The 26,128-nt window shown below is 66.9% G+C and carries 22 protein-coding genes and 1 pseudogene; 21 read left to right on the top strand and 2 right to left on the bottom strand.

Annotation, left to right across the window (positions count from 1 at the left end; all coding sequences use genetic code 11):
• Positions 1-62 precede the first annotated feature (62 nt).
• From ACWD10_RS04255 to ACWD10_RS04205, 11 genes and pseudogenes are all read left to right on the top strand, one after another.
• Complete coding sequence (locus ACWD10_RS04255; protein WP_451086807.1) at positions 63-5,015, top strand: phage tail tape measure protein; 4,953 nt, start codon at positions 63-65, stop codon at positions 5,013-5,015.
• Positions 5,012-5,926, top strand: a complete 915-nt coding sequence (locus ACWD10_RS04250) for a phage distal tail protein (protein ID WP_451086805.1) — start codon at positions 5,012-5,014, stop codon at positions 5,924-5,926. Before ACWD10_RS04255 ends, ACWD10_RS04250 begins: the two co-directional genes overlap by 4 nt.
• The gene (locus ACWD10_RS04245) at positions 5,923-6,855 is read left to right on the top strand and encodes a hypothetical protein (RefSeq protein ID WP_451086803.1); all 933 of its coding nucleotides are present in this window, start codon (positions 5,923-5,925) and stop codon (positions 6,853-6,855) included. The genes ACWD10_RS04250 and ACWD10_RS04245 overlap by 4 nt, the downstream gene beginning before the upstream one ends.
• A gap of 3 nt (positions 6,856-6,858) precedes the next feature.
• Positions 6,859-7,950, top strand: a complete 1,092-nt coding sequence (locus tag ACWD10_RS04240; RefSeq protein WP_451086801.1) for a hypothetical protein — start codon at positions 6,859-6,861, stop codon at positions 7,948-7,950.
• Between the two features lie 22 nt (positions 7,951-7,972).
• Positions 7,973-9,250 (top strand): hypothetical protein, encoded by a 1,278-nt coding sequence (locus ACWD10_RS04235; protein ID WP_451086800.1) that lies wholly within the window; start codon positions 7,973-7,975, stop codon positions 9,248-9,250.
• Between the two features lie 392 nt (positions 9,251-9,642).
• A complete protein-coding gene (locus ACWD10_RS04230; RefSeq protein ID WP_451086799.1) occupies positions 9,643-10,917 on the top strand; it encodes a hypothetical protein in 1,275 nt (424 codons plus the stop codon).
• A complete protein-coding gene (locus ACWD10_RS04225; protein ID WP_451086797.1) occupies positions 10,905-12,047 on the top strand; it encodes a hypothetical protein in 1,143 nt (380 codons plus the stop codon). The genes ACWD10_RS04230 and ACWD10_RS04225 overlap by 13 nt, the downstream gene beginning before the upstream one ends.
• A 390-nt stretch (positions 12,048-12,437) precedes the next feature.
• Positions 12,438-12,656: pseudogene (locus ACWD10_RS04220) on the top strand (transposase); the annotation flags it as partial.
• 594 nt (positions 12,657-13,250) lie between these two features.
• Positions 13,251-14,072: a hypothetical protein gene (locus ACWD10_RS04215; protein ID WP_451086795.1), complete on the top strand. Its 822-nt coding sequence runs from the start codon at positions 13,251-13,253 to the stop codon at positions 14,070-14,072.
• 55 nt (positions 14,073-14,127) lie between these two features.
• On the top strand, positions 14,128-14,364 hold the full coding sequence (locus tag ACWD10_RS04210; RefSeq protein ID WP_451086793.1) for a hypothetical protein: 237 nt from the start codon (positions 14,128-14,130) through the stop codon (positions 14,362-14,364).
• A gap of 287 nt (positions 14,365-14,651) precedes the next feature.
• Positions 14,652-15,254 (top strand): hypothetical protein, encoded by a 603-nt coding sequence (locus tag ACWD10_RS04205; protein ID WP_451086791.1) that lies wholly within the window; start codon positions 14,652-14,654, stop codon positions 15,252-15,254.
• 250 nt (positions 15,255-15,504) lie between these two features.
• Here ACWD10_RS04205 and ACWD10_RS04200 read toward each other — a convergent pair whose 3' ends face one another.
• Positions 15,505-15,666 carry a hypothetical protein gene (locus ACWD10_RS04200; protein WP_451087235.1) on the bottom strand — a complete coding sequence of 54 codons (162 nt, stop codon included), beginning with the start codon at positions 15,664-15,666 and terminating at the stop codon, positions 15,505-15,507.
• Between the two features lie 36 nt (positions 15,667-15,702).
• Here ACWD10_RS04200 and ACWD10_RS04195 point away from each other — a divergent pair, with 36 nt between their 5' ends.
• On the top strand, positions 15,703-16,077 hold the full coding sequence (locus ACWD10_RS04195; protein WP_451086789.1) for a hypothetical protein: 375 nt from the start codon (positions 15,703-15,705) through the stop codon (positions 16,075-16,077).
• 152 nt (positions 16,078-16,229) lie between these two features.
• On the opposite strand, the gene ACWD10_RS04190 is transcribed toward ACWD10_RS04195, so the two are convergent.
• Positions 16,230-16,889, bottom strand: a complete 660-nt coding sequence (locus ACWD10_RS04190; RefSeq protein WP_451086787.1) for an HNH endonuclease family protein — start codon at positions 16,887-16,889, stop codon at positions 16,230-16,232.
• Between the two features lie 409 nt (positions 16,890-17,298).
• On the opposite strand from ACWD10_RS04190, the gene ACWD10_RS04185 reads away from it, so the two are divergent.
• The 9 genes from ACWD10_RS04185 to ACWD10_RS04145 all read left to right on the top strand — a co-directional run bounded on the left by ACWD10_RS04185 (position 17,299) and on the right by ACWD10_RS04145 (position 26,123).
• A complete protein-coding gene (locus ACWD10_RS04185) occupies positions 17,299-17,487 on the top strand; it encodes a hypothetical protein (RefSeq protein ID WP_451086785.1) in 189 nt (62 codons plus the stop codon).
• Positions 17,484-18,047 (top strand): class IV adenylate cyclase, encoded by a 564-nt coding sequence (locus ACWD10_RS04180; protein ID WP_451086783.1) that lies wholly within the window; start codon positions 17,484-17,486, stop codon positions 18,045-18,047. Before ACWD10_RS04185 ends, ACWD10_RS04180 begins: the two co-directional genes overlap by 4 nt.
• A 509-nt stretch (positions 18,048-18,556) precedes the next feature.
• Positions 18,557-18,889 carry a hypothetical protein gene (locus tag ACWD10_RS04175; protein WP_451086781.1) on the top strand — a complete coding sequence of 111 codons (333 nt, stop codon included), beginning with the start codon at positions 18,557-18,559 and terminating at the stop codon, positions 18,887-18,889.
• 19 nt (positions 18,890-18,908) lie between these two features.
• Positions 18,909-19,217 carry a pore-forming ESAT-6 family protein gene (locus ACWD10_RS04170; protein ID WP_451086779.1) on the top strand — a complete coding sequence of 103 codons (309 nt, stop codon included), beginning with the start codon at positions 18,909-18,911 and terminating at the stop codon, positions 19,215-19,217.
• Positions 19,218-19,275: 58 nt separating this feature from the next.
• Positions 19,276-19,719 (top strand): DUF6507 family protein, encoded by a 444-nt coding sequence (locus ACWD10_RS04165; RefSeq protein WP_451086777.1) that lies wholly within the window; start codon positions 19,276-19,278, stop codon positions 19,717-19,719.
• Complete coding sequence (locus ACWD10_RS04160; protein ID WP_451086775.1) at positions 19,719-22,199, top strand: hypothetical protein; 2,481 nt, start codon at positions 19,719-19,721, stop codon at positions 22,197-22,199. The genes ACWD10_RS04165 and ACWD10_RS04160 overlap by 1 nt, the downstream gene beginning before the upstream one ends.
• Positions 22,196-23,056 (top strand): immunity 49 family protein, encoded by an 861-nt coding sequence (locus tag ACWD10_RS04155; RefSeq protein WP_451086773.1) that lies wholly within the window; start codon positions 22,196-22,198, stop codon positions 23,054-23,056. The genes ACWD10_RS04160 and ACWD10_RS04155 overlap by 4 nt, the downstream gene beginning before the upstream one ends.
• Before the next feature lie 329 nt (positions 23,057-23,385).
• Positions 23,386-24,747 (top strand): type VII secretion integral membrane protein EccD, encoded by a 1,362-nt coding sequence (eccD, locus tag ACWD10_RS04150; protein WP_451087199.1) that lies wholly within the window; start codon positions 23,386-23,388, stop codon positions 24,745-24,747.
• Between the two features lie 587 nt (positions 24,748-25,334).
• Positions 25,335-26,123 carry a type VII secretion protein gene (locus ACWD10_RS04145; RefSeq protein ID WP_451086771.1) on the top strand — a complete coding sequence of 263 codons (789 nt, stop codon included), beginning with the start codon at positions 25,335-25,337 and terminating at the stop codon, positions 26,121-26,123.
• Positions 26,124-26,128 lie beyond the last annotated feature (5 nt).

The following is a 26,128-nucleotide window of genomic DNA, read 5'->3' as shown; positions in this document are numbered from 1 at the left end:
CCGGGGCGGGTGGTCGAGGGAGGGGCTGAGCGAAGGGGCGTGGGGAGTAAGGGCACCGGCAGGTGTCGTCCTACACGCTCAGCGTTCAGGCGCGGGCGGACTTCGCGAACCTCCTGTCGGAGATCCGGCAGGCCTCCCGCGCGATGCGCAGGCTCGGCCGCGACACCGACGCCCTCAACCGGCAGCTCCACCAGATCGGCTCCGGTGCCCGCGGCTCCGCCGCGGGGCTGCGTGGGATCGGCCGGGACGCGGATCGTGCGCGTGCCGGTCTGCGCCGTGTCGGCGCGGACGGGCACGCGTCGATGCGGCAGCTCCGCCACGGCATCGCCTCCTCGCGCCAGGAGCTGCACCACCTGCGCAATCTCTTGGTCGGCGGCGGCATCGTCGCCGGCCTCGCGGAGATCGCGAAGGAAGGCAACGAGTACCAGCGCGCCATCAACAAGTGGGGCGCGGTCACCGACGCCAACGGGCAGGAGATGGTGCAGGCCGCGGCGAAGGCCCGCGAGCTCGGCGCCGACCTCAAGCTGCCCGGCACCTCGGCGGCCAAGGCCGCGGACGCGATGCTGGAACTCGCGAAGGCAGGCCAGACCTCCACCTCGTCGATCGCGAACGCCCGCGCAGCCATGCAGCTGGCCGCGGCCGACAACCTGTCCGCCGCAGATGCCGCCCGCTACTTGGGCGACGTCATGGACCAGTTCGGGCTGAGCTCCAACAACGCCGGACGTGCTGCCGACGTGCTGGCCGCGTCGGCGAACGCCGCGTCCGGTGGCCTGCAGGACATCTACTACGCGATGTCCTACACCGGCCCCGTCGCCGCCCAGTTGGGCATCTCGATCGAGGACACCTCAGCGGCGGTGGCGATGCTGGCCCGCTCCGGCATCCTCGGCTCCAAAGCAGGAACGTCCCTGCGCGGCATGCTGACGAACCTGGCCCGGCCGACCGCGCGGATGAAGCGGGGCTTGGCGGAGCTCGGCGTCGAAGCGTGGGATACGCAGGGCAACTTCAAGGGCCTGCGCACGGTGATCGAGGGCTTCGAGAAGGCCCAGCACCGCATGTCCCAGAAGGACTTCCTGGGCTCCCTCGCGAACGTGGTCGGCAAGCCCGCCCTGGCGGGTGCTTCGGCGCTGGCGCATCAGGGTGTCGAAGCGTTCGACCAGATGCATACGGCGATCGCCCGCACCGGCGCCGCAGGCGAGATCGCCGCCTCGCAGACCAAGGGCCTGGCGGGTGCGGTCACCCAGCTCAAGACCCAGGCCAGCAACACCGGGCAGGCCCTGTACACGGCGGCCGCGCCCGGGCTGGAGAAGATCACGCGGCTGCTGACCTCCGGGATGGCGGCCGCCACGCCGGGCATGACCGCGGCCTTGGGCTACGTCCAGGACCTGTACACCCTGGCCAAGCCGTCGGTGTCGAAGGCCGTCTCGGCCGGGCTGGACGAGGTGGGTGATGCACTAGGCGGGCTAGGCGGTCCGGTGAAGGACATCGCCTTCGACACCGCCGCCGCGGCGATCAACGTGCTCGTCAACGGCGGCCGCGCCCTCATCGACATCCTCCGCAACGTGGGCTCCGCCGTGTCCCCGGTCGCGGACGCCATCGCCGATGTGGCGGACGAGGCTGATGCTGGGGGAACGGCCCTCGATATCGTCGTCACCGCACTCAACCTGGTCTCTTCCGCAGCGGGCGGGGTGTCGACGGTGCTCATACCGGTCGGGCACGTCGTGGCCGGCCTGGTGCGTGGGTTCGGGGCTTTGCCGGGCCCGGTCCAGACGGCGATTGTCGCGATGCTGCTGGCCCGCCGCGTCGCGCCGGTGATGGCGCGCCTCGGACAGACGGTGTCCGGCCCGGTCGTCGGCGCGTACCGGTCCCTCGGTGACCAGATGCGGCTGCAGGAAAAGCTCGCCGCGGCACAGGGGCAGTCCATCGGCCGCATCGGCCAAGCCCTTGCCGTAGTTGAGACGCGGATCCCGGTGGTGGGACAGATGGCCTCCGCGTTCCGGAACGCCTCCGGCCCGATCAGCGGAGTGGCCCGTGCGATCGGTGCCGGAGTCGGTGGTGCGGCCCGCGGGCTGATGGGCGTGCTTGGCGGCCCGTGGGGCGTGGTGCTCGCCGGTGCTGGTGTCGGGTTGTCGATGCTCGCCGACCATCAGCAGAAGGCCGCGCAGGCTGCGGCTGAGCATCGGTCGAGGATCAGCAGCCTCACCCAAGCTTTGCGCGAGTCGAACGGTGCTGTCGATGACGGTGTGCGCAGAGCGGCTGCGCAGACGTTGATGGACACCAAGGTCCTCGACGGCAAGGAGCGCCTGGTCGATGTCATGTCGAGGGCTGGGGTGTCGGTCAAGGACCTCACGGACGCCTATCTCAGCCAGGACAACGGGCTCGGGGCCCTCCAGAAGCGCATGGAGGACGTCGCTGCGATCAACATGGAGCCGGTGCGTGGCGGTGGCGTCATGTACACCGATGTGGGCGAGCGTGCGCACAAGGCAGCTGAGGCACTCGGATCCGTCAAGGGGGAAATGTCCCAGGCGGTGAAGGACGCCCGGGACCTCGCCGATGCCACCGGTTCTGGGGGCCGGTCGGCCGCGGATGCGGTGGGCCCGTTCGGGAAGTTCTCCGACGCGATGCGCCGCCTGTCCGACACCACAGCAGATGCCGACTCCCGGGCCCGGGCCCTGCACGACGCGTTGGACATCCTGGCAGGCGGGTCGGTGAATCTGTCGGCGGCCGAAGCCCGGCTGAACCGGTCCGTGTCCGATGCCTCCGAGGCTCTGAAGGGCGGCGTCGACAATGCCCAGGGCTACGGCAAGTCCCTTCTGAACATGGACGGTTCGCTGTCCACCGTGACCCGCAACGGCCAGAAGCTGTATGACCTGCTGCAGGGGCTGTCCACGAACGCCGCCGAGGCATCGCTGGCCGCCTACCAGTACGCGGAGGCCAACGGGAAGACGGTCCCGGAGGCGCTGAAGGCCGCGCAGGAGCAGATGGCCACCGCCCGGGATTCGGCGATCTCTACCGCCCAGGGCTTCGGCCTGTCCGCCGAGCAGGCGGCGAAGCTCGCGGACAACGCGGGACTGGTGCCGGAGCAGGTGTCCATCCTGCTGCAGACCGCCGGCATGGACGAGTCGATGGCCGAACTCATCGCTGTACAGCAGGCGTTGAAGGCCACGCCGGAGAAGAAGACTGTCACCATCTCCACCCTGTCGAACGAGGCCCGCGAGGATCTGGAGAAGCTCGGCTTCAAGATCAAGGATCTCAAGGACCGGCGCGTGGAGGTCACCGCCCCGACCGACCTGGCGCGCACGGACCTGGACGCGCTGATCTCGAAGATCGCGCAGACCCCGGGCGGCAAGCACGTCAACGTCACCGCCTCGACACAGGCGACGGTCAACAGCCTGGAGGAAGTCAGGCAGAAGATCGCCGGTGTGCCGGGCGGCAAGACGGTCACCGTGAACGCGCCGACCGGCGAGGCCCGCCAGCAACTCGAAGCCCTCGGCTTCAAGATCGCCGAGGTGCCGGGCAGTAAGAACGTCACCGTGACTGTGCCGACGGGCGGGGCGACGGCGGCCGCGAGCCGGATTCAGGGCGCGATCAACGGGATCACCGGCCGGACCATCGGGATTGGTGTGTCGCTCAGGGCCACGAGCTGGGACCGGGATGCCAACGGCATTCCGGACATGGTCCAGGCCCCGCAGGCGCGTGGCTCGGTGCTCGAGTTCTATGCGAAGGGCGGTGTCCGCGAGAACCATGTCGCGCAGATCGCCCCGGCCGGTGCGATGCGGGTGTGGGCGGAACCCGAGACGCACGGCGAGGCGTACGTGCCGATGGCCCTGAGTAAACGCCCGCGCAGCAAAGCGATCGTGGAGGAGGTCGTCCGGCGCTTCGGCGGCGACGTTGAGTGGTACGCGTCCGGTGGACTCTCGGACTGGTCGTACCAGCCACTGGGTGGCTCCGGGTTCACGATCTCCGACGTGATCTCCAAGTCGCAGCGCAAGGGCAGGGGCGGCAAGGAGTACTTCAGCCTCGGGTTGTTCGAGAAGAACCTGCGCCGCTCGGTGCGCACCGCCCAGGGCTGGCGCAACGACCTGGCGACCGTGGCACGACGGGCGGGCACTGATGTTGCCAAGGCACTGGAGGAGATGGGCGAGGACGGCGTCTCGCTCACCCGGAAGATGGCGCGCGGCTCCAACCGGTACGTGCGCGACATGGCCGCCCAACTGACCAAGCTCGCCGGCACCGCCCGCTCCACGCTGACCGACTACACCGGACAGCTGAACAACGCGGTCAAGAACAACAGCGCGTTCCAGAACAACCTGGCCACGCTCGCCTCACGCGGCTACAGCGCACTCGCTGGTCGGCTGGCCGAGCAGGGTGACGAGAATGCCGAAGCCCTGGCGGCACAAGCTGTGCGGGACCGGAAGAAGGCGCAGCAGGCCAACTCGGCGGCAAAGAAGACGGCGAACACGCTCGACAGTGATCAGCTCGCCGATCTCGTGAAGCTGGTCGGGGCGCTGGCGAAGAACAAGGGCATCCACGCCGTCGCCGACGCCACCGGTCTCGCAGAGGACCGGCTCATCGAGATCGCCAACCGGTCAAAGAGTCAGATAAAGAAAACGGGCAAGGCCGACCGGTTCCTTGCCGACCTCGTGAAGGCGAACGCCGGACGGGCGTACGCGGACGGCGGTATGTGGCAGCCGGGCGTCTACTCCTCGCCGCGCGGACTGATCAAGTTCGCGGAAGCCGAGACACGCGGCGAGTCCTACATCCCCCACGCCCTGTCGAAACGCGGCCGGGCCACAAGCGTCCTGGCCGAGACGGCGGACCGGTTCGGATATGGACTCGCCCCGCGGCGGCTCGTCGACGCCGCGCAGGGGCGTTCCCAGGTTGTGGTGGTGCACCAGGCGCCGACGATCGGACAGCAGACCATCCACGTCACCCGTGCCGGGGCGACCGCGAACGACATTGCCTCCGCTGTTTCGTACCAGATGCGCCGGGCCCGTCGCGGAGGTGTTCTCCGGTGAGCGATGAACTCAAGGACTTTCAGATGGAGTTCAGCGGGATCCGCATCGGCCATGGCACGAGCATTCCGATCGCCGGGATCGAGGGCCTGGCCCGCCCCGGGGTGCGGGGCGAGATCGTGGAGCAGCCCAACGCGGACGGCGCGTGGCTGAGCCCGGACTGGTACGAGGCCCGCACGCTGCGCATCGACTGCGGCGTGAAGACACCCGGTGACCCGGCTGCGGCGGCCCGCATTGTGGCACAGATCGAGGAAGCTGCCGACGATCCGCGGGTGCGGACGGTGGGCGGGGCGGTCATGCCGCTGCGCATCAAGTGGCCTGGCGCCCCGGTCCGTGTCCTGTTCGGCCGCCTTCGCAAGGCCGAAGCCTCCTGGGAGGAAGCGGCGTTCGGATGGGTACCGCTCGACATCGAATTCACCGCCCCGGACACGCGCTTCTACGCGGACACCGAACAGGCGGTGCAACTTCGGCTGGGCTGGTTGTCCGGTGGCGGGTTCACCGCACCTGTGCAGGCACCGATCCGGGTGAGCGACGGCGACGTGTCTGGACAGAACCGGCCCGGCTGGCTCTTCAACGGCGGCAACACCGACGCCTACCCGGTCATCACCGTGTACGGGCCGTGCACGAATCCGGTCATCACCCATGTGGAGACCGGCCGAAAGATCGCGCTGGGCATCACGGTCCCCGCGGGTGAGCACGTCACGATCGACACCCGCCCCGGTCAGCGCACCATCACCCGCCAAGGCGGCGGCACCGTGGCAACGACCTCACCCCTGGGCGACTTCAAGCTGCCCCCGGGGCGCAGTGAGATCCGCTGGATCGCCTCCGACCCGACCGCGTCCGCACGCCTGACCATGGCATGGCGCGACGCCTTCAAGACCCTCGTGACCCCGAAGGAGACCACCGTCCGATGACTCTTGCTCAGGCCCCGCTGCTCGTGAACGGCGCCACCCACTCCGCCCAAACGTTCCGACAGATGATCAAGGACTTGTCCCGCGGCTCCGAAGGAGTCACCGAGGGCACGGATCTGAAGGTGACGCCGCTGCCGGTACCCGGTGGTGGCGTTCAGATCGGGGACGGGTCCGCTGTGATCCGCGGGAAAGCGTCGGCGTGGCAGGGCTCGTACACGGCGTACAACATCGGTACCGCCACCGTGGATATCGCGCCGACCGGAGCCACCCCGCGCTCGGACCTGATCGTGTTGCGGGTGCAGGACCCGGAGTTCGAGGGCGGCCTGGACCCTGCGAAGGATGCGATCAACTTCTTCGACGTCATTCCCAATGTGTCCTCGACGGCCAGCGCCGCGCCGAAGGACCTGACAGGGGTGGCGCTCGCCCGAGTCGACCTGCCGGCGAACACCGGGACGGTCACCGCCGGGATGATCCGTGACTTGCGGAAGGTGGCCAACCCGCGCAGGGAGCGCACTCTGTACACGGCGTACCCGACCAAGCTGACCAAGGCGTGGCGGGACGACAACAAGTGGCACAACTGGCCGCCCGATGCGCGCTGGCACATCCCGGTGCCGGAATGGGCAACGAAGCTGATCATCACGATCACCCTGGCCGGTCTGCGCATGGACTACGACTCCCTGTACGGCAGGCTGCAGTTGGTGTTCGGTAACCTTCACGGCCAAGACACTGTCGTCGACGACAACCAGGGCAAGGTGGTGCGCCGCTCCACAGCCGTGGTCGCGGACACGATGACGCTGCGTCCCTCATACCGGGGCACCACACAGGTGCTGTACATGCAGGCGAAGATGGCGGAGGACTGGAAGGGCGATCTGAGCGTCGACGGCGGTACGTCGATCGTCGCCGACGTTGAGTTCACCGAAGGCCCGGTGTGACACGTGGCCTACCGGTACCTGACCCAGCACGCCCTGACCGGGCAGTGGCTGTCCCACGATCTCCCTTTGAAGGGGGTGGAGTTCGGGCCGGAGCTGAACGGGCCCGGGGAACTGCGGGGCTCGCTGACGCCTCGGCTGGCATGGTCGCATCCCGAGCTCACCGACCCGGGCAACACCTTGCTGTACGTGGAGCGGGACGGGCTGCTGCGGTGGGGCGGCATCGTCTGGCAGGCCGAGCCCGAGGGCAACACCATGAGGATCGAGGCCGCGGGCTGGTCTTCGTACCTGCAGTTCCGGCACGACCTGGATGGTGAGCTCGGTGGCCGCGGCCCTTACGTGAACACGGACCCGTGCCGGGTGATGCGCGACATCGTGACGTACGCGCAGTCAGTGCCGGATGGCAGCCTGGGCATCACCGTGGACGGCACCAACTCCAAGGCGACCGTGGGCACTCCTGCGGAACCGTGGCATTCGCACTGGTGGGAGTCGCCGGTACTCGGCGATCTCTTCGATGATCTGGTGAAGGCCCCGGACTCCCCCGACTACACGTGCACCACCTGGTGGAACGCCGACAAGCGTCCCGTCCGCCGCATCCGGATCGGCTACCCGCGGCTGGGGGCACGCCGTACGGACATCGCTTTCACATCGGACACCAACATCATCGGCTCCACGCCCGTCACCTACAGCGCCGACGAGTACGCGCAGGTCGTCATCGCCACCGGAGCAGGTGAAGGCCGCGCCCAGCAGCGCGCCATCGATGCCGTACGCAACAAGCGGCTGCGCTTGGAGCACGTCCTCGAACTGCCCGACGTGCGCGGCCGCGACGTCCTGGCCCATCGGGCGCGTGCCGAGCGGGCGTGGAGGCAGAACCTCGTCCACGTCGAGGAGATCACCGTCCGCGACCATCCCGCGGCGCCGATCGGGTCGTGGCAGATCGGCGACGACGTCCAGGTCGCCGTCCGCGACCAGTGGGCGAACTGGTCCGGCTGGTGCCGCATCACCGGCTACACCATTCGCCCCGACACCGACGCCGGTGAGACCGCCACCCTCCAACTCGAACCGTCCGGCGCCCACCAGTACGCCACCGCCGCCTGAACCACCCTTAAGGAACCCTGTCTTGCCCACCGATATAGGTACGCGTCTCGCCCGCCTGGAGAAGCTGCTGCGCACAGCGATCCGGGCTCCGAAGCTGGCGAACGCCAGCCTCGAGAACGGCTCCGTCGACGTGTACGACGAAAACGGCTCCCTGCGCACGATCATCGGCCAACAGCCCGATGGCACTAGCGGCGTCACCGCAGTCAATGGCCCGCGGCCTCCCACCCCCTCGAAGCCCGAGGTCGAGCCGGTTTTGGGCGCTCTGCACATCACCTGGAACGGCAGTTTCGCCGACGGCGAGCCGGCGCCGATGGACCTGTCGCGGGTGCAGGTGCACGTACTGGCGTCGGAGAACGCGCAGCCGGATCCGCGGTGGCCAACGACAACGATCGAGGCGGCCTCGGGGGCATCGGTGACGGTCGCGGTCAACCACTATGGGCCGGTGTGGGTACGGCTGGTCGCCGTGAACACCTCCGGAACACCGAGCACAGCTTCAGAAGCGACACAGGCCACAGCCCGCCGCGCTGTCTCCAGCGACCTTGCGGCGGGTGCGATCACTGCCGAGAAGCTCGACGCCGACGCGATCAACGGCAAGACCATCACGGGCGCCACGATTCAGACAGCCGCCACCGGGCCCCGTATCGTCCTCAACTCCTCCAGTCTGCGGGCGATCGGCACCAACGGCTCCAGCATCGGAATGGAGCCTAACGACACCTATCCGTTCATCTATTGGTCCTCTGTCGACGGAACGAACCGCGCGTTCATCAACGTCAGTGGCCGCGATTCTGACGCCAATATCGGCCTCAACTCCGGTGCCTTCACCGACCCGGATGACGATGGCCGTTACCGGTGGCGCACGTTCTTCGGCAACGACTTCTTCACCGCCGAACGCGTCACTACCAAGGGCGGCAATCCTGTTGGTGGGCGTCTCTTCCTCAGCAAGGACTCCGCGCATCTCCAAGCCCGGTCCGACGGCGCGCGCGTTTCCCTCACCGAGAAGACAGCGACGGTGGCTGCGCCCACGATCCGCGCGGCCGGCGTCCTGAAGGCCGACAACATCTCGCTCGGCACCACCACGATCACGCCCATTCCCAACAAGCCCACATCGGTCACACTCACCGGCGGCCACATCAAGGGCACCCACCATCGCGCCTTCGTCACTCCGGTCACGTCGGTTCCCGGCAAGGAGGTCCAGGGAGTTGGTGTCACTGGCGTCTCCTCGAGCGGGCTGACGATCTGGCTCCACCGCACCAACTCGACGAAAACCCTGGTGAACTGGATGATCATGGGAGAGGACTGAGCAACGTATGGATGACGCGACGCCGGTCACCATGACCGCGACCTGCCGCACACCGGGATGCCCTGTGGAAGGACGGTCATTCACTGCCCCTTTCCACGCCAACCCGGAGCCGCCTATTTACCGCGGAGTGTGTATGCAGTGCGGTCAGGACATCACCGATCTCCAACCGGCGAGTACCTCCGGGTTGCGAGAGAGTACGGGGTGAACGCTGTCCGGGAAGTTCCCGCTCCAGACGTGAGGCGAGCCGAACCGGGCCCACAGAGCCACTCGGCCCCCTCTGATAGCCTCCCCGGTCGAATGCCGGGGGCGGCAGATGGTCGAGAACGGGGGACTCGATGTCCAGTGCGCGCAAGCGCAAATGGCTGAGGTACGGAGGGGCCACGGTTGCCGCGATGGCCCTCATGGCGGGCGTAGCCGTTTCGTGTACGGCTGTGCGGAACGGCCAACGCGCCGAGAATGAAGCACAGTTGAGGCAGGCCTGCTCCGGCCTTCTGCCCGCCGACCAGCTCCTTGACTTTCTTCCTGACGACGAGCCGGGGGTGCTCGAGGAATTCGGCACCCTGTTGGACCCCAGTCAGGAGAGCCGGTCGCTGTTGGATTGCACGCTGTCGTGGGGCAGCGGCAAGTGGGAGCCCGACGCACGAGTGCAGGTCCGGGCTGAAGCACTGCTCCCCGCTCAGATCCAGAGGGAAGCCGACGAAGAGAGCGATGAAGGCGACGAGGAGCAAGGCCTCGTCGAGCCCGACGAAAGCTTCCCTCTGCCGCTGCCTGCCGGGGTGACCGGCCGGAATGGCAGCGAATCGACGATCGAGGGCAGCGAGGCATCCGCGACGGTACGCATGGCCTGCCCCAAAGGGCTGAACGGGCGGGCTGTTCCCGCGTCGGCGCTGCGGGTGGAGGCGGTCGTGCCGTCGAATGCGGAAGACGAGTCGGACATCCCGTACGCAGACGAGGAGCTGGCAGCCCGTACCGCGGCGAAGGTCGCTAATCATGTGGCGAAACGGCAGGGCTGCGATGCTGCCTCGCTCAGCACCCGGACCAAGCCGGAGGGCAAGGAAGCCGCCGCTCCTACCGACCTGTGCTCCTGGCTCAACCCTGAAGAGCTGGAGTTCGCCGAGGGGACCGTCGACGACGACCCCGACAGCGGCATGAACGTCAAGACCGACAACTATGGCTGGCTCTATACAGGGGACCGTGCTTACGACGCTCGCGCCGGCTCCTGCGCGGGCGAGGCCTACATCGGCTCCGGCACGGGGGAACACCCCATAGAGCGTGCCCAGTCGCACAGCTGGTCCGGGCCATTCGCCCGCGGCGCCTATGAGCGATACCGCGATGCCGGGCTCGCGCCCAGCGGGCGCGAGCCAACGCCAGCGTCGCCCCGCGGGACTGTGACCATCAAGAACGACGAAGAGACGGAGCCGAAGCTGGCCCTGTGGGCCCAGTCGCAGTGCGATGGCGGCAAGAGCTACCACCGGATCACCATCACCCCGGACCTGGAGTTCTGGGACGACAAGGAGCTGACACTGACCCGCGCCGAGCGCAAGAAGATCTCCGCTGACGCGCGGGCCACGCTCGACCGCTATCTGACCACCGAGGGCGCCTGGCCGCAGCGGTCTCATTGCAGCGGCACAAAGATCCTGGGAGAGGTCGAGCAATGGCGCGGCTGAAGCATCACGCGGGCAAGGTCACCGCCCTGGTTCTGGTCCTCGTGCTGGTCGGGGTCGGCGTCTTCTTGCTCAGCGGAGGCTACGACCGATGGCGTTCCGGACGCCTGCTCAGCAACGCGTGCGACGGCATCCTGCCCGCCGAGGACATCCGGGCGGTCCTCGGCGACCGGCACCTCAAGGACGGCGGGGAACCCGATCACGTGGAGGGGAACCTCGACGACAAGAAGACATCCCTGAGGGTGGAGTGCGACATCGAACGGGCCGGTCGCGACGGCGAGCCGTGGTACTTGCACAACGGCACGGTCAGGGTCACCGTCGACGGCACTCCCACCACCGATCACGAGGAGCGCGGCGACGCATACGGCCTGTATCCCGCGCCGGACGCGGAGCTGCCTCCCGCTCCGCTGGGACAGGGCTGGAACGGAACTCTGGCCGTGCATGAGGATTATGGCGATGCGAAGGCCGTCACCTCCGTGCTTCTTGACTGCCACGACAAGCGCAGCGATCTTCTGGTCACCGCGACGGTGGAGCAGGAGGACGTCTCGCTCGACAACCCCAAGACCCGCCTCTCCTACGCGCGCATAGCCACCGCAGCAGCCGCCAACGCCAATCGGCACTGGGAGTGCGGTGCAGAACTCGGGCGGCAACTCACCAGCATTCCGCTACCGGTCAACGAGGACGAACACATCCCCTTGGCCGCGGCCCAGGGCACCTGCGCGGGCATCCCTCGCGGCGGCACCCAGGTGGCCACGGCCTGGGAGAGCAAATCCGACACCGTTCCGTACGAGGAATGCGTGCTAGGCGACGCCGAAGGCCACGCACTCTACGAGCTCACCGCGAACTACGGCCCCTATGCGGAGGACGCACGCTTCCTCCGCTTCGAACGCAACGCATGGGCCCGCGACGACGTCCCCCCACCCGGCGCACGCAAGGGGCAACTCGACAACGGCGGCCTGTGGACCTCGGCCACCTGCCCCGACAACCGAGAGCGCGCGTTCTTCACCCTCGTTCCGCGCGGATCCGACACACGAGACCGCCAAGCCGCCTCACCCCATGAACAGGCCATCCTGGAAACCTTCGCCGAACGCTCGGCGGCCGCCCACGACTGCAAGGCACCAGCAATCCCATAAATCGGCCCACGCCCACTTGCCATCCGCACCGGGACCCCAACAAAGCACAATAGTTTGCCGGTTCTTATCGCGGTGCCAGCTCGCCTGATGCGCGGGAATGTGGTGTGCCACCCTCGCTGCAAGCGGGCGATCCCCCTATTCGCTCAGTCGATCGGCGGCACGTACAACTCGGGTCCCACGGCGCCTACAGATGACTGTGGGCTGGCGCTCGTTGGCGGGGCTCAGCGGCACTCCAACGGGCGCGAACGCGGACGAGGTGGAGTGTCAGGCCCAGCCGGCCACCTGGTTCCACTCCGGGCCGATGCGAAGTGGTTCAACAACGACATCTGCCGACTAGGACTTGTCCGGGCGATCATGTGACTGCCTCGTGCCCGGGTCGTTGTTCCGGGCATGGGGCGGGGTGATCTGAGCGATGCGGAGTGGGAACGGCTGCGCCCGTTCCTGACGGTCAGCAACGCGCGTTGTGGCCGGTGGCGGGATCACCGTCAGGTGATCGACGGGATTCTGCACCGGGTGCGGACCGGGGGCCAATGGCGGGACCTGCCTGAGCGGTTCGGGCAGTGGAAGACGGTCTATGAACGCCATCGGCTGTGGTCAGCCGATGGAACATAGGAGCAACTGCTTCAGCAGGTCGACGCGCTCACCGTGGACGACGGACGCACCAAGAAGCGCCGGGGGGACAGGGCCGCCGCCGCTGAACGGCCTGCCCCCGGGCCCGAGACCCGAGGCAGGTAGGACGCAAGGCCCGGGGCGGGTGTGCCCCCGGGCCTTGCGTATCCCGCGGGGCGGGGCAGAACCAGCCCTTCCGCTTCATGACGGAATGCCCCATTCCCTCCTCCGCTTAACCGCCACCACACAGAAGCGGCAGACCCCACGGTCCACCTCCCCACTCCGCACCACCACGCGGTTCCGGCCAACTCCTCGACAGGCGTCAGGTTTTTCGCACACACATCCGACACATGTCACCTACTGTGACCGCTGCGACCACAGGTACGGGCCAACAGGGGGCCCTAGCCCGCCCCCTCCCCGGTCTGGTGCCTGTTGGGCGCAGGCGCGAACAGGGGAGGGTTGGCGGCCAGTTGCCAGGGTTGCAGTCTGCGCTCTCGTCCCCCGAGGCCAGCAGACGGAGATGTTGCCTGCGGGCCGCCGGGCCTTCCCTTTTCGCGCCCACCGTGATCGCCACCACGCAAGGGGGAAACGTTCATGATCTCCATCAGATCCGCGCGGAGACTTGCCGTCGTCGCGTCGAGCCTTGGGCTCGTGCTTGCCTCGGCTGGCACGGCAAGTGCGCACGTCGTCTACCGCTCGGACGAATCATGGTCCAACACCGACAGCAGTAAGTGTCTCTACAACCGGGCCGAGGTCTCGCACGGAAAGAACAACACAGGATACGTGCGCGCTGACGCTACGGCATCGAAGGATGCGGAACTCTGGCCTGCCGACTGCACTGCCCCCTGGACTCGCCCGAAAGGGGACCTGGGCTCCAGGCTGACGGTATTCAAATGGTCCGTGGATGATGAAGGAAAGGGGGAATGGATCAAGTGCATGGATAGCCCTTGGATCTACAGCCCGGAAGACGCATCGAGGTTCTTCATCTATTCACACGCTCCCGTTGACATCACATGGTGCGGCTATAAACCCGAGTGGTACAACACCGTCAGTTTCGCATCCGTGAATTACGGCGGTGAATGGCATGGCTGGCAGGCTCAGGTGGCCTCGGGGAAGCATCTGCTGCCCGCCACGGAGTCGAAGGCGGCGCAGCCCGAACCGCCAGAACTGCCCTGGGTCAACGAGGACGGCACGGTGGACCCCAGTAAGGTCCCTGACCGGGTCAAGGTAGCGGGACCTGACGGGAAGCCCGTCGTCGACGAGCAGGGAAGCCCCATTACGGTACCTTTCGTTGAGCCTCCGTCCGGTACCGGCAGGTCTGATTCGGCTGACGGCCGCACGACCACTGTGACGAGGGGTGCTGACGGCGCCAAGGAGATTGGTGTGGAAGTAGAGTTGAAGCCCGCCGCTCCCTGACTAGGCCAGGACGAACTACCCTGCTAAAAAAGCCGATTGGAAGGTGTATCCCGCCGTGGCGCACCAGAGCAGCAATGAGAGATCCGGCGCAACCGGTCGGTACACCGTTGCCACGATCTGTGGGGTACTGGCGCTTGGCGGGCTCGTTGCAGTCGCGGTGGTTTGTCTCGTTATGCTGCCCAATGGGACTGATTTCGTGATCGACCGCCTGGTCAAGGAAGGCCGTCTGCTGATCCCTGGTGCAGGAATCACGTTCCTGACTCTGGCCTGGCTCTTCTTGAGGCGCCGCTAAGCTGCCGCCCCGGACGCGGGCGAATGGGGTAGGCCGGGTCTTTCCCGGCCTACCCCATTCACTACGGGTCGACTGAACGGAGAGGTATTCCGAGTACGTGCTCCACTGGAACAGCATGCCGGGGAGTTTGCGCAAGTCGCCCGAGGAGACATTCGGCCCCACCCTGTGTCGGCCGACGCCCTCGCCGGCGGTGTGCCCCACGACGCTCGCGGCGCGGAGCGATGACCGGGCCGACGCCACCCGGCCGGTGAACCGCGCGACCCTGATCATCAACAGGCGTATTTCGTATGCAGGTTGGCCCGGACGTTACCCATACTGTCCGGATGAGTGAACTGTATGTGGTGCGGCACGAACTGATCGGCGTCGGGCACGTGAAGGCCGATCAGATAGACGCGAATGAGCACGCGAAGCTGGCCTACGCGACCTACGGCGCGGCGGTGTACTTCGCCAACGTCCTGGAAGTCGGCCTCATGAACGTGCTCGGGACGGCGGAAGTGATCGCGGCGAAGGAAGCGGGCCAGCGCATAGTCGACCCGTGGGACCGGATGCGGCAGAAGAAGATGACCATGGGCTCCGTCCTCACCGCGGTGAAGGGCAAGAACCTGATCGGTGATCCCGGTCTCACGGCCGACCTCGACCAGGCCCTGAAGCGCCGAAACCACCTGGCCCACGACTTCTGGCACGACCGCATAGAAGATATGTACAGCGTCACCGGCCGCGACAAGCTGATCGACGAACTTGAAAGCGACCGGATCATGTTCGATAAGACGAACGAAATCCTCAACACGGCCGTTCTGGACCCCCTGATCCGCAAGGCAGGTGTATCACAGGAGCAAGTGGACGGCCTGTTCGAGCAGACGCGGCGCCGGGCAGAGGGCAAGGACGACTGAGAGTGGCCGACTCGCCGGTCGGTCTTGGCGGGCCGACCGGCCCTACCGCCTGACATTTGATATAGAACACCAGAAATGCTCCACAACTCGGGCGAGCACGGCACTCGTTGGTCGGGGTCGGCCGCTCCCGGCCCCCGGATGGCCTAGCGTGCGATGGTGGCAATTAGGGTTAGTCAACGCTCCGGCGCTGTAGGGATGTTAAGCGCCCGGAATGCCCATAGTTGAAGTGCATTAGGACTTGTCCGGGCGATCATATGCGGAGCCCGATGACGATGGCTGCCGCTGTGGTGGTGCCGAGGAAGACGTAACCGCGTTTGTCGTAGCGAGTGGCCACTGCCCTGGACTGTCCGCCGACCGCCGCCGGATCGCGGTGCTGGCGGCGACGGACACCGACTAGCGTGGCTCTGTGCATGACGAGGGAAGTTTCCCGCCCTGCCCGCTCCGGGGCGTGCGTGCCGTGTATGCGCGCCAGACCAGCTGTCCGGCGGACTTTGCGGACATCACCGTGGACTTCGAACCCTGGGAAGAGGGCGTCGCGTTCGAAGTGCACACCGGCCTCGACTCACACGGCTGCATCACCCCGGAGGAGTTGGCCCAGTACCAGGCCGCTGTCGCTACCGGCATCCGCGAGGAGCTGACCACCCTGGAGGCTCAGACGCCAGTGGCGGTGGCCGTCGTGCTGCGTGCCGTGGGCGTCCACGAGGTCGACTCCCGCGCTGGGTCGTTTCGCCACGCCGGACGACTCGCCGTTCGCAACGCCCTCGTTCTCGCCTACGGGCCCCCGTCCCGGCCCAAACGGCGCCGGTCGCCGCCTCTGCGGTGAGCGGCGGGTCGTGCACCTGCACGTCGCCTCCGGCTGTTTCGCCCGTTAAGGCACTTCGGCCCGCCTTGGTGTAGGCCCGCAATCGTCGGGCACGCACCGGCGCTGAGCTCCCGCCGCCCGCACGAGGTGGACGACGGGGGCTGCTGGAACGCTCAGGGGGCGGGTTCGTATGTCACCGTCTGGTCCGGGCAGCCCGTGGCCACGCCCTCCAAAGCGTCCAGCTCGGCTTCGTCGATGGACAGGCTCCAGCGGAGCTTTGTTCCCACCCACTCAGCGACATACCGGCAGTGCACCTCAGCGGCGGGCGGTAGCCATTCGGCCGGGTCCTTGTCGGCCTTGCTCCGGTTGGAGCGCGCGGTGACGGCGACGAGCGACTGTTCGACGCCCTGGTCGTTGGCGTACGCCTCGCGGCGCTGCGCGGTCCAGGCGGATGCGCCGCTGTCCCAGGCTTCGGCGAGGGGCACCATGTGGTCGATGTCGAGACCGGACGCGGATGTCACGACGGTGGCGTCGTAGTACGACCACCAGGTCCCGCCGGTCAGACGGCAGCCGGGCCCGACGGTGGGTGGGGTGACCGCTTCGTGGATGAGGACCTCCGCGCGCGTGTTGCAGCCGTCGGACGGGTCGTCGCCGGTGTTCCAGTGGCGGAACTTGTCGCGGCTGTAGCCGTCGCGGGACTCGGTGGCCACGGGCAGGTTGGCGACTGCTTCGGCGAGGGGCAGAGTCTCCGCGGCGTGGGCAGGGGTGGAGACGGTGGCCGGCAGGACGGCGAGGGCGGCAGCAGCGAGGCCGCGCAGTACAGGTTTGATCACGTGTCGTTGATAGCTGCGCTCCAGGGGGCGTGATCAGCGGTCTTCCCGTGCCCCGCCCGTGTGGGTGGAATGGTCATACCGGAGAAACGAAACGCCCCCGCCTGAAGGCGGCGGGGTCTTGGTGCTGGCGTTGCCAGCTACCTTTCTGTTGCCGAGGCGCAGCTCCGGTCACCTTGGCGTGGGTAAGGGAAGAGGCATGTCCTAGGGGAAGACGAGCCTTGAGGTTCCTCGACGAACGGACTGGCATCGGCTCGGCTTCGGTGGTGCGCCGTTTTCATCGGCCCTCGGAATAAAGCGACTTATGGCTCCTCGTCGAGGATGCCGTGGTCGACGAGGCAGGGAGTTGGGGATGCCGGTGCCAGCGAGGTGGTGATGTGCGCGGATCTCGGCGGTGTAGTAGGAGGGCCCGGTGAAGACGGGCATGCCGGAGAAGCTCGCTCACCACTTCGCAGCCCCCAGGCACGTCCTACTGACCCTACGGACCGGTGAATTCACCGAGCAGCCCCACATCGGACAGCCCTACGATCACCAACACCGCATGGGCCTGCTCCTCGCCACCCTCTGCAGTCCACTGGCCGTCACCGGAGTCAAGCAGTGAAGAACGAGTACGAAGCCACCTTCCTCCACATCGATGCCGAAGCCCTGGGCCGCCGCCTCGATCAGCTCGGAGCCCAGTGCACCAAGCCCCGGACGCTGCTCTCGCGTCTGATCTTCGAAAACGACGCAGCCAACGGCAACCAGTGGCTGCGCCTGCGCGACGAGGGCGATCGCACCACGCTCACCCTCAAGCAGGTCACCGACACGAACAGCATCGACGGCACCACCGAGATCGAAACTGAAGTCAGCGACTTCCACACCACAGCCGAACTGCTGCGCACCCTCGGACTACGACAGGTGCGATATCAGGAGAGCTACCGCGAAGAATGGCGGCTCGGCGACGTCCTGTTCGACTTCGACACCTGGCCGGACCTGCCCACTCTGCTGGAGATCGAAGGGCCGGATGAGTCCGCCGTACGACGGGCTGCAGACCAGCTCAGCCTCGACTACGACACAGCCTGTTTCGGCAGCGTGGACGAGATTTACAAGTCTGAACTCGGCCGCGACATTCTCACCGAACCCACGCTGCTGTTCCCCCCTCAGACCAACGACAACCAGTAGCCGAGACAAGTGCGGGGGGGGGCGTGTCTGCCAGATGGTCAGGATCCAGCCAAACGTGGGCTGGTGAGGACCACATAGGTCAGCGGCTGGCAGGTGCCACTGCGCCCTCGCATGGGGCTGTGCCCTGGAGTAACACACTGACTGCCGGACTGCATGGTGCTGCGGGGGCGCGACCTGAGACGATGCGGCTCGGCCAGTGACGCCAGCGTGCACGGCTGGTTGTCAGTGCCCTCGGATACGGTCGTAAGTACCAGGTGAGCAACCAACCATGAGGGTGCGTTGCGTGCTGAAACGGCCCTTGAGTCCGGTCCGCTGCCATGGCGTACTTCCGGATCGACGAACTGCACGGGCGGATGGTCGGGTTGGGCGAATCTATAACGATCCGAGTCTCCCAACGTTGCTGGTGCAACGCCTCGTTGATACAAAGGGTCGGATCATCGCAGATGCGGTGCATGCGCATTCTGTGATCCGTGAGCAATGTGGTCTACGACACCACGGGGGGTGGATTCATGAAGTTCGACATGGGGACGTCGACGCTGTCGGACCTCGGCAAGCGGACGACGGGATCGACGGACGACCTCGGGGCGCTGATCCAGCAGCTGATCGCTGCCGCGGCGCCGCTGGAGGGCAAGTTCAACGGTGCCGGCCGGGCGGTGTTCGATGCGTTCAAGGACAACGCGGACGAGATCACGGCAGCCCTGAACGGGTCCCTGCGCGGGATTCTGGGTGGCCAGGCGGGCATGGAAACGGCCTTCACCACGGGTATGCAGGAGCAGGTCGACAACGCCCACCAGAACCTGAGCGCGGCCAACTTCGAGGGGGCCCGCTTCGGCGGGCGTTGATCGGGACAGGGGATTGATCATGCCTAACGCGGACCGTAATTCGTACGACATCAGTGCCTCGACCGAGGTGCAGGGCAACCTGTTCGCGATCATCGGCCGCCTGGAGCGCGTCCTTTCCGACCGGGATGCGGCGGTGAAGGCGGCGATGGCCGAGTTCCAGGCCGACGGAGTCTCGGACGAGTACCACGGCAAGGAAGTGCGCTGGAACAAGGCGGCCCACGAGGTGCGGGAGATCATCCGGCTGGTGCGCTCGACGATGGAGCAGAACGACTCCACGGCGCAGTCGACGCTGTCGAAGGCGAAGGCCGCGGTCGACAACATCGGCTGACCCGCCTGCCGGGGCGGCGGCACGTGACGCAACATCGCAGGAGACAGCGGGGGTTGACATGACGGGGTGGGATATCGCCTCCAGCGGCGTGGACTCGGTACTCGGCAGAGTCGGCGTCGCCGCAGACGGCTTGAACGAGAGCCTCAGGTTGTACGCGACCTGCATGGACGGCGCAGCGGGGTCGGTCGGCACGCTCAGCGACGACCCGGCGGCCGCGCCGCCCACGCACCTCAGCCCCATAGGCGGCGAAGGTAACAGCGGAGGCGGTCAGGCGGGAGGCGGGCTTGTGGCTGCGGCGCTGGCCGAGTTCGCCAAGGAGTCCGACCGGGATGTCCGGTTCCTGATCGCACGGCCGCAGCGCACGATCGCCGGCACAGTCGAGGCGACCGTGGCGTACGCCAACGGGCAACTGGAGCAGGCGTGGAACGCCCAGCGCCAGGCCACCCTGGCTCCGGATCTGAACGACATGCCCGGCATGAACGGGAAGCGGGGTGGCGAGTAGTGGACGCCATGCTCGACCCGTCCCGCATTCCCCACTACACCGGCAACCTCCAGGCACTGGAACTCCAGATCGCCGAACTGCGCCGTGCCGCTACCGGAATCCGCGACCACGGTGGCGACGTCGACACCCGCTTCAAGGGCATCGGAGCCTTCTACAAGGCACCCGAGGCCGGGCAGCTGATCCTCACCACCCAGTCCGTGTCCGACAAGTCTTTCTCTTTCGCATCCGACCTGGAGTCGGTGGCCGAGGCCCTGTCCGGCTTCGCGGCTGAGGTCCGGCCGCTGGTGGAGAGGCTGGAAATCCTCCGCCAGCGGGCCGTGGCCTTCGTCGCCGCGGTGAAGGCCGACGAAGGCACCGAGTTCCTGACCGGATGGACCAAGGACCGGGAGAAGGTCGAGGAACACCAGGAGATCTTTAACGGTGTGAACGCGGCCGTGGACGCCTTCCATCGGGCCGAGATCGAGGCCGCCAACAAGATCACGAGCTTGGTCGGCGGCACCCAGTGGGTCCTCAACGACGGCAGCGGCAGGCAGAAGAACGCCTACGGCGCCAGCGAGGAGACGCTGAACGAGGCGGACCAACTGCCGTGGGGCAAGCCCGCACACCAGACCGCTCTTCCCTTCGGATTCGACGCCCAGATCGGCGAGTTCCTCACCGGACTCTGGGAAGACAACATCGTCGGGTCCGTGGAAGGGCTGATCAACCTGTTCAGCCCGGGCGAGGAAGGCGACCAGACCCGAAAGGGCCTGGTGATGTCCATCATGGGTGGCATCGACCGGCTCCTCGACCCACACAACGACGGTCACACACAGGGTGTCCTGCCCGAAGAGATACGACAGGAAAGCCGGGACTACGCCAAGGAGTTCGGCAAATCCCTGGTCGCCTGGGACCAGTGGGAAACCAATCCGGCACGTGCCAGTTCCACCGTCTTCTTCAACGTCCTTACCTTGGGCGCGGGCCCGCTCGGCGCCGTAGCCAAGGGCGGCACGGCAGGCAAGGCGGGTGCTGGCGCCCGCGCCGCGGGTGCAGCCGCCAAGGTGGGCGAGGTCCTCGACCCACTCGGCGCCGCAGCCAAGACTGCCGGTGCCGCAGTTCGCTCGCTCCCCAAGATCTCCGAGGTGACGGCGGGGACCCGCAACACCCTCGACGCGATTGCGGAGTCACCACGGATTTCGGAAAGCGTCCTGGAGGTCAACGGCGAATACGCCGTCCTGAGGGATGGGGAACTAATACCACTCAACCCCGACCGAACTCTCAACACGAATCCCGCTCCCCGGGAACCGTCGGCTGCTGAGCTCGCTGACCGTGCGGAGACGCCGTCGGCTCGTGAGCTCGTCGGGGCCGGGGCACGGAGGCATGAAGCCTCTGCCAACGTTGGCGACAGCCCATCCCATAACGGTGACCATCAGGCTCCGCCTGCGGGCAACGCCTCACAGCACTCTTCGGGATCCGGCCCAGGCCATGCCCCCTCGGGTCACGGTGATACCGGCACCAGTGCTGAACCTGTGCCTACAGGCCGGGGTACGGGTGGACACAGTGGGTCTGGCGGAGCAGGCGGCGGCGCGGCTGGTGCGAGCGGCCGCGACGATATCGCTCCCTCTGGCAACGACCCGGATGAAGTAGCACGTCGCGTAGGGATGTCTGACGAGGAAGTCCTCCGCGAGCAGGTTCACTGGGCTAACACCGATCCGGATTGGCGCAAGGAGCACTACTACTCCAACGGTCGGCGCCACTCGGTCGAAGGCACCGATCAGTTCGGACGCGATCTACCTCAGCTCAAGGCAACGGGGGACCCGGCAAGGCCATGGACGGCGGAGAAGGGCCTCGTCCGGGCGACCTACCATCCAGGAGCAGAGATCGGCAATCCGGCGACGGTCGCTCCTCAGTACATAGATGGCCTTCATGCGGACGCAGCTCACCGACGCCAGATGATCGACTACGACATGGCCGCCGAGAGGAACAAGCAAGCCGCAGCAGAGGACTACAAGAACAACCCGACTCCCGAGAACGAATTGATCCGGGAGGAGGCGATAAATGAATACAAGTCGACTCACACTGCCGCACGGGACGCGAGCGAAGATCTCGGCGAGAACGCGGCAGAACTGCACGCCATCCCAGACCATTACGGAAACGCCACGCGACTAGATGACGCCGCAAGGGGACGGTTCCGGTTCGATCAGATCTGGGTTACGAAGGATGGGCGTTACGTCGTTGTCGAGGCGAAGGGATCACTAACAACTGAGCTAGGAAAGCGCAACCTTGGCAAGGCCAAGGACTATCAGCAGGGCACGATCGAATACTTCGAAGCGACACTTCTCAAGATGAAAGGCAGAGGCGAAATCGATCTAGCCGATCAGCTAGAAAAGGCATTGGCCAATGGGAACCTCGACTATGTAGAGGTAAAGGCGAACCCTGCCGGAGACAAGTACAATGGTTACAAGCTTCGGCATTTCGACATCGGCAGAGGGCGTCAATCATGAACACAAGTGTGACCCGCCACGCTTTCTCGGTTGCTACTGCGGAAATGCGTGCCAATAAACTCACAGAGAGCGCCCACAGCGAGATCGAATCCCTGGAACACAGGCCGGATGCTTTCAACCTCGCCCTTGGCACGTCGCTTCTCGCAGCAAAGACGCATTGCGCGTACGACCCCCGCGCGGCGCAGCTTCCGACCTGGGAAGCCTGGGTCACCTCCATGCAGGTCGGTTCTGCGATGTTCGCAGCAGCGGTGACTCAAGAGGCTTCGGCTCAGTGCCGGATTGCGGATAAGGTTCGTTCCATCCCTGCCACTGGCCCACAGCACTATACCGATGCGGAGAATTGGCTCACGGCGTTTTGGCTGGCCGTCATTTGCCGTGAGCAGGACCGCATGACGCAGCTAATGAACGTCCCTCTGTCTCTGTTGCGCGCCTCTGGGGCGGCGTACGACGACTTCGTTTACTCCTGGATCGAGGCCCTGCAAACCGCCTGGCGACAGGGAGGGGACCTCGGCCCCCTGCTGACAGCGGCCATGAACGGCTCTGAACCCTCAGCGGTAAGCATCGCCGATCCAGACCTGGTCCAGAAGATCTGGTACCCGCCCATCAACCTGTTCTTCCTGTACGTCACACGTGAGCCTGGCCAGTTCAACGAGGCTCTCGCCGACGCTCTGCGATGGCACAAGTCTTACTGGACCCATGACGAAGACCTGGCGATCGAAAGTTCAGGCTTGGTCGCGCTCGGGCCTCTCGCCATGGCTTGCCTCGCGTACGACGCGAACATGCCGATCGAGGTTGAATCTGAGTATCTCCCCAAGCACCTCCTCCAGCGCAGCTGGCTGGGCGAGTTCGATACGTGACGAATGAGCAGAACAAGGAAGGCAGCCGGTAGGTATGGCAGCGCAGGAGTACGACAGTCAGCTGCTGGAGTCGGTGTCGGTTCGGCGGCGGCGGTTGCGGGATGCGTTCCTGTTCGGAGATGAGCGTGGCCGACGGTCGGTGGATGAGCGGCTGGGCAAGGTAGTTGCCGGGATTGTGATTGCGGCGATTCTGTGTGCCGGTTGTGTGGGCTGGTCGTTCATTTCGGATCGGTTGATCGGGAAGTCGCCGTACGGTTCTCCAGTGCAGCCGACTCCCGGGCCTTCCGCTGCGTCTTCTGCCCGGTGGTAGGTTCGGCGGCGTGGTGAGTATGGGGGCGGTGAGCCGGTCGGGGCGGGTGGCATTGAGTCGGGTCACGCTGGTCGGTGAGCGGCGGCGTGTGGATTTGGTGTTGCCGTCCGATGAGCCTGTGGGCCGGTTGATTCCTGAGGTTTTGCGGCTGCTTGATGACCGTGTCGGGGAGCGGCCTGCGTTGCGGCATTTGGTGGCTGCCGACGGGGCGGTTCTTCCGCAGGACGGAACTTTGGAGTCGGCCGGGGTGGCCGATGGTGCGGTGTTGCGGCTCGTGCGGGCGCAGGATGCGCCGTCTGCGCCGGTTGTGCATGACGTCCCTGATGAGGTGGCCGAGGATCTCGATCTGAGGACGTGGCGTTGGCGGCCTGCCGTGCGGCGGGTGACCGCCGGGGTAGCGGTTGTCCTGTGGGGGCTTGCTGCCGGTGTACTGGCCCGGGGTGAGTTCGCGCTGTCGTCCATTGCCGGTGGTCTGTTGATGGTGGCCGCGGTGGCGGCCTTGAGTGGTGCTGTGCTGGGGCGGATGGGGCGTCGTGGGCTGGCCACGACGTTGATCGGTGCCGGCGGGGCGCTTGGCGTGCTGGGGGCGTGGACGCTGGCCGATGCGCACGCCTCGTCCGGGCTCGGCCGATTGGCCATGGTCACCGTGCCGGTTGTCGTCTCGCTCGCCCTGCTGGGGTGGTTCTCCCCGTTCGGGCGGGGCGCATTGATCGGTTCCGGTGCGGTAGTGACCGTTGCAGCCTGTTGGGGTGTAATCGTCGCGCTGCAGGATGGGGCCCGGGCTGCTGATGAGCAGGCGCGGGTCGGTGCCGTGGTGGCGGTGGTCTCGGTGGTTGCGCTGGGGGTGTTGCCGCGGTTCGCGTTGATGGCGTCCGGGTTGTCGGGGCTTGATGACCGGCGCACAGGCGGGGCGTCGGTGACCCGGCACGAGGTGGGTGACGCGTTGACGGCGACTCATCGGGGGCTTGTGCTCGCCACGGTCGCGGTGACCGGCTCTGCGGCTGCCGCCGGGGTGTTCGTGCTGCGTGAACCCAGTGTGTGGAGCGTGCCGCTGGCCGTGATTGTGGCCGTGGTGCTGTGGCTGCGGGCACGCGCTTTCCCGCTGGTTGCCGAGGTCGCGGTGTTGCTGCTGGGCGGGGGCCTGGTCGCGCTCGCGCTGCTCGTCGCCTGGCTGGAACGGCCTGGTGTGGTCGGTCCGTTCGCTGTCCTGGCCATGCTCATCGTCGTGCCGCTGGTCGTGCTCGCGGTGGAGCCCGCCGAGCATGTGCGGGTGCGGCTGCGGCGGCTTGGCGATGTGCTGGAGACGGTGGGTGTGATCGTGCTGCTGCCGCTGATGCTGGGTGTGTTCGGGGTGTACGGGCGGTTGCTCGACACGTTCTGACCTGTCGGATTGTCAGTGGTGTGCGGCAGAGTCGGATGCAGCAGCGGTGAGGGGAGGTCGTGATGGCTGGTGGGGACTGGCAGCGTGATGTGCTGCGCGACCTGGAGCAGGACGAGATCAATCGGGGCGCCGAACCGGTCGAGCCGACGGCCACCGTGCAGCTCCACCGCGGCAACACGTCGACCGAGACGCCGTCGTCCGCGGCGCCCGTGTCCGCTCCGGGCCGGCACGTCCCCAAGGGCCAAGCGGCTCCCGCCTCCGATCATGCGCCCGCTTCGGATACTGCTCAGGCACCGCGTGACCCGCGGGCCGGATCGCTGCCTCCGCCTGCCCCATACCGCACCGACGCTGCAGGACCGTCACCAGCAGGGGACGCTGCCCCTCCCCCGTTGCCCGCCGCTGTGTCGAGGACGTCTCCTGTTCAGCGGGGCGCCGTGGATCCCCGTGTTCCGGCGCCGACTCCGGAGTCGGTGCCGACCGTTGACCCGCGGCTCTCGAGGGCGCTCGGCCGTACACAGCGGGGAGACCCAGCCGTACGCCGTACCGCGAGGTCGTTGCGGCGGCTGACCAGCTCGGCAGCGCAGGAGGTGGCCGAGGAGACGCGCCTGGGCCGGGAGTTGCAGCAGCCGGTGACCACCGGGCGGGTCATCGCGGTGACATCGATCCGGGGCGGTGTGGGCAAGACCACGGTGTCGGCGTTGATGAGCCGTACGTACAACCACTACCGGCACGACCCGGTGTTGAGCCTGGAGGCGGATGCTGCGCTGGGCACGTTGCCGGTGCGTCTGGGGGCCCGTGAGGTGCGCTGGTCGTGCCGGGACCTGGCGCATATCCTTGAGCCGTCGATGCGGCTGACCGATGTCACGGGATATCTGGTGCCGGTGGCCGAGGGCGGCTGGCTGCTGCCCGCCGGGCAGGGCCGGGTCGGGGCGCCGCTGGACGTGCAGAGCTACCGGTCGGTGACGCTGGCGCTGCGCCGCTATTTCGGAGTGACGGTGGTGGACTGCGAGTCGCTGCCGGGCGCGGTGGCGCGTACGGCGATGGATACGGCGCATGGGCGTGTGGTGGTTGCGCCGCTGACCGCGGAGGGTGTCAACGGGACCCGGCAGGTTCTGGACTGGCTCGGCTCGCTTCCGCACGGTGCTCTGGCCACCACGGTGGTGGCGTTGACTGAGACGTCCCCGCACCCCCGGCTCGATGTGAAGGCGGCCACCGGGCATCTGCGCGAGGCCGGGGTGTCTGTGGTAGTTGTCCCCTACGACCGGCATCTTGCTGGCGGCGGTCCGGTCGAGAACCGGATGCTGGGGCACGCCACCCGACTTGCGGCCGCCCTCCTGTCCGCCCAGGCGCTGCAGCTCGCGGCGAGTACGCGATGAGGATG

This window comes from Streptomyces sp. NPDC002851 (assembly GCF_053591935.1).
This window is presented reverse-complemented; position numbering and strand designations above follow the sequence as displayed.

Bases quoted from the DNA above. Each gene is read 5' to 3' on its own strand.
- ACWD10_RS04245 (WP_451086803.1), top strand. From the start codon at position 5,923: ATGACTCTTGCTCAGGCCCCGCTGCTCGTGAACGGCGCCACCCACTCC.
- ACWD10_RS04230 (WP_451086799.1), top strand. From the start codon at position 9,643: ATGGCCCTCATGGCGGGCGTAGCCGTTTCGTGTACGGCTGTGCGGAAC.
- ACWD10_RS04225 (WP_451086797.1), top strand. From the start codon at position 10,905: ATGGCGCGGCTGAAGCATCACGCGGGCAAGGTCACCGCCCTGGTTCTG.
- ACWD10_RS04215 (WP_451086795.1), top strand. From the start codon at position 13,251: ATGATCTCCATCAGATCCGCGCGGAGACTTGCCGTCGTCGCGTCGAGC.
- ACWD10_RS04205 (WP_451086791.1), top strand. From the start codon at position 14,652: ATGCAGGTTGGCCCGGACGTTACCCATACTGTCCGGATGAGTGAACTG.
- ACWD10_RS04200 (WP_451087235.1), bottom strand. From the start codon at position 15,666: ATGCACAGAGCCACGCTAGTCGGTGTCCGTCGCCGCCAGCACCGCGAT.
- ACWD10_RS04175 (WP_451086781.1), top strand. From the start codon at position 18,557: ATGAAGTTCGACATGGGGACGTCGACGCTGTCGGACCTCGGCAAGCGG.
- ACWD10_RS04170 (WP_451086779.1), top strand. From the start codon at position 18,909: ATGCCTAACGCGGACCGTAATTCGTACGACATCAGTGCCTCGACCGAG.
- ACWD10_RS04165 (WP_451086777.1), top strand. From the start codon at position 19,276: ATGACGGGGTGGGATATCGCCTCCAGCGGCGTGGACTCGGTACTCGGC.
- ACWD10_RS04155 (WP_451086773.1), top strand. From the start codon at position 22,196: ATGAACACAAGTGTGACCCGCCACGCTTTCTCGGTTGCTACTGCGGAA.
- eccD (WP_451087199.1), top strand. From the start codon at position 23,386: ATGGGGGCGGTGAGCCGGTCGGGGCGGGTGGCATTGAGTCGGGTCACG.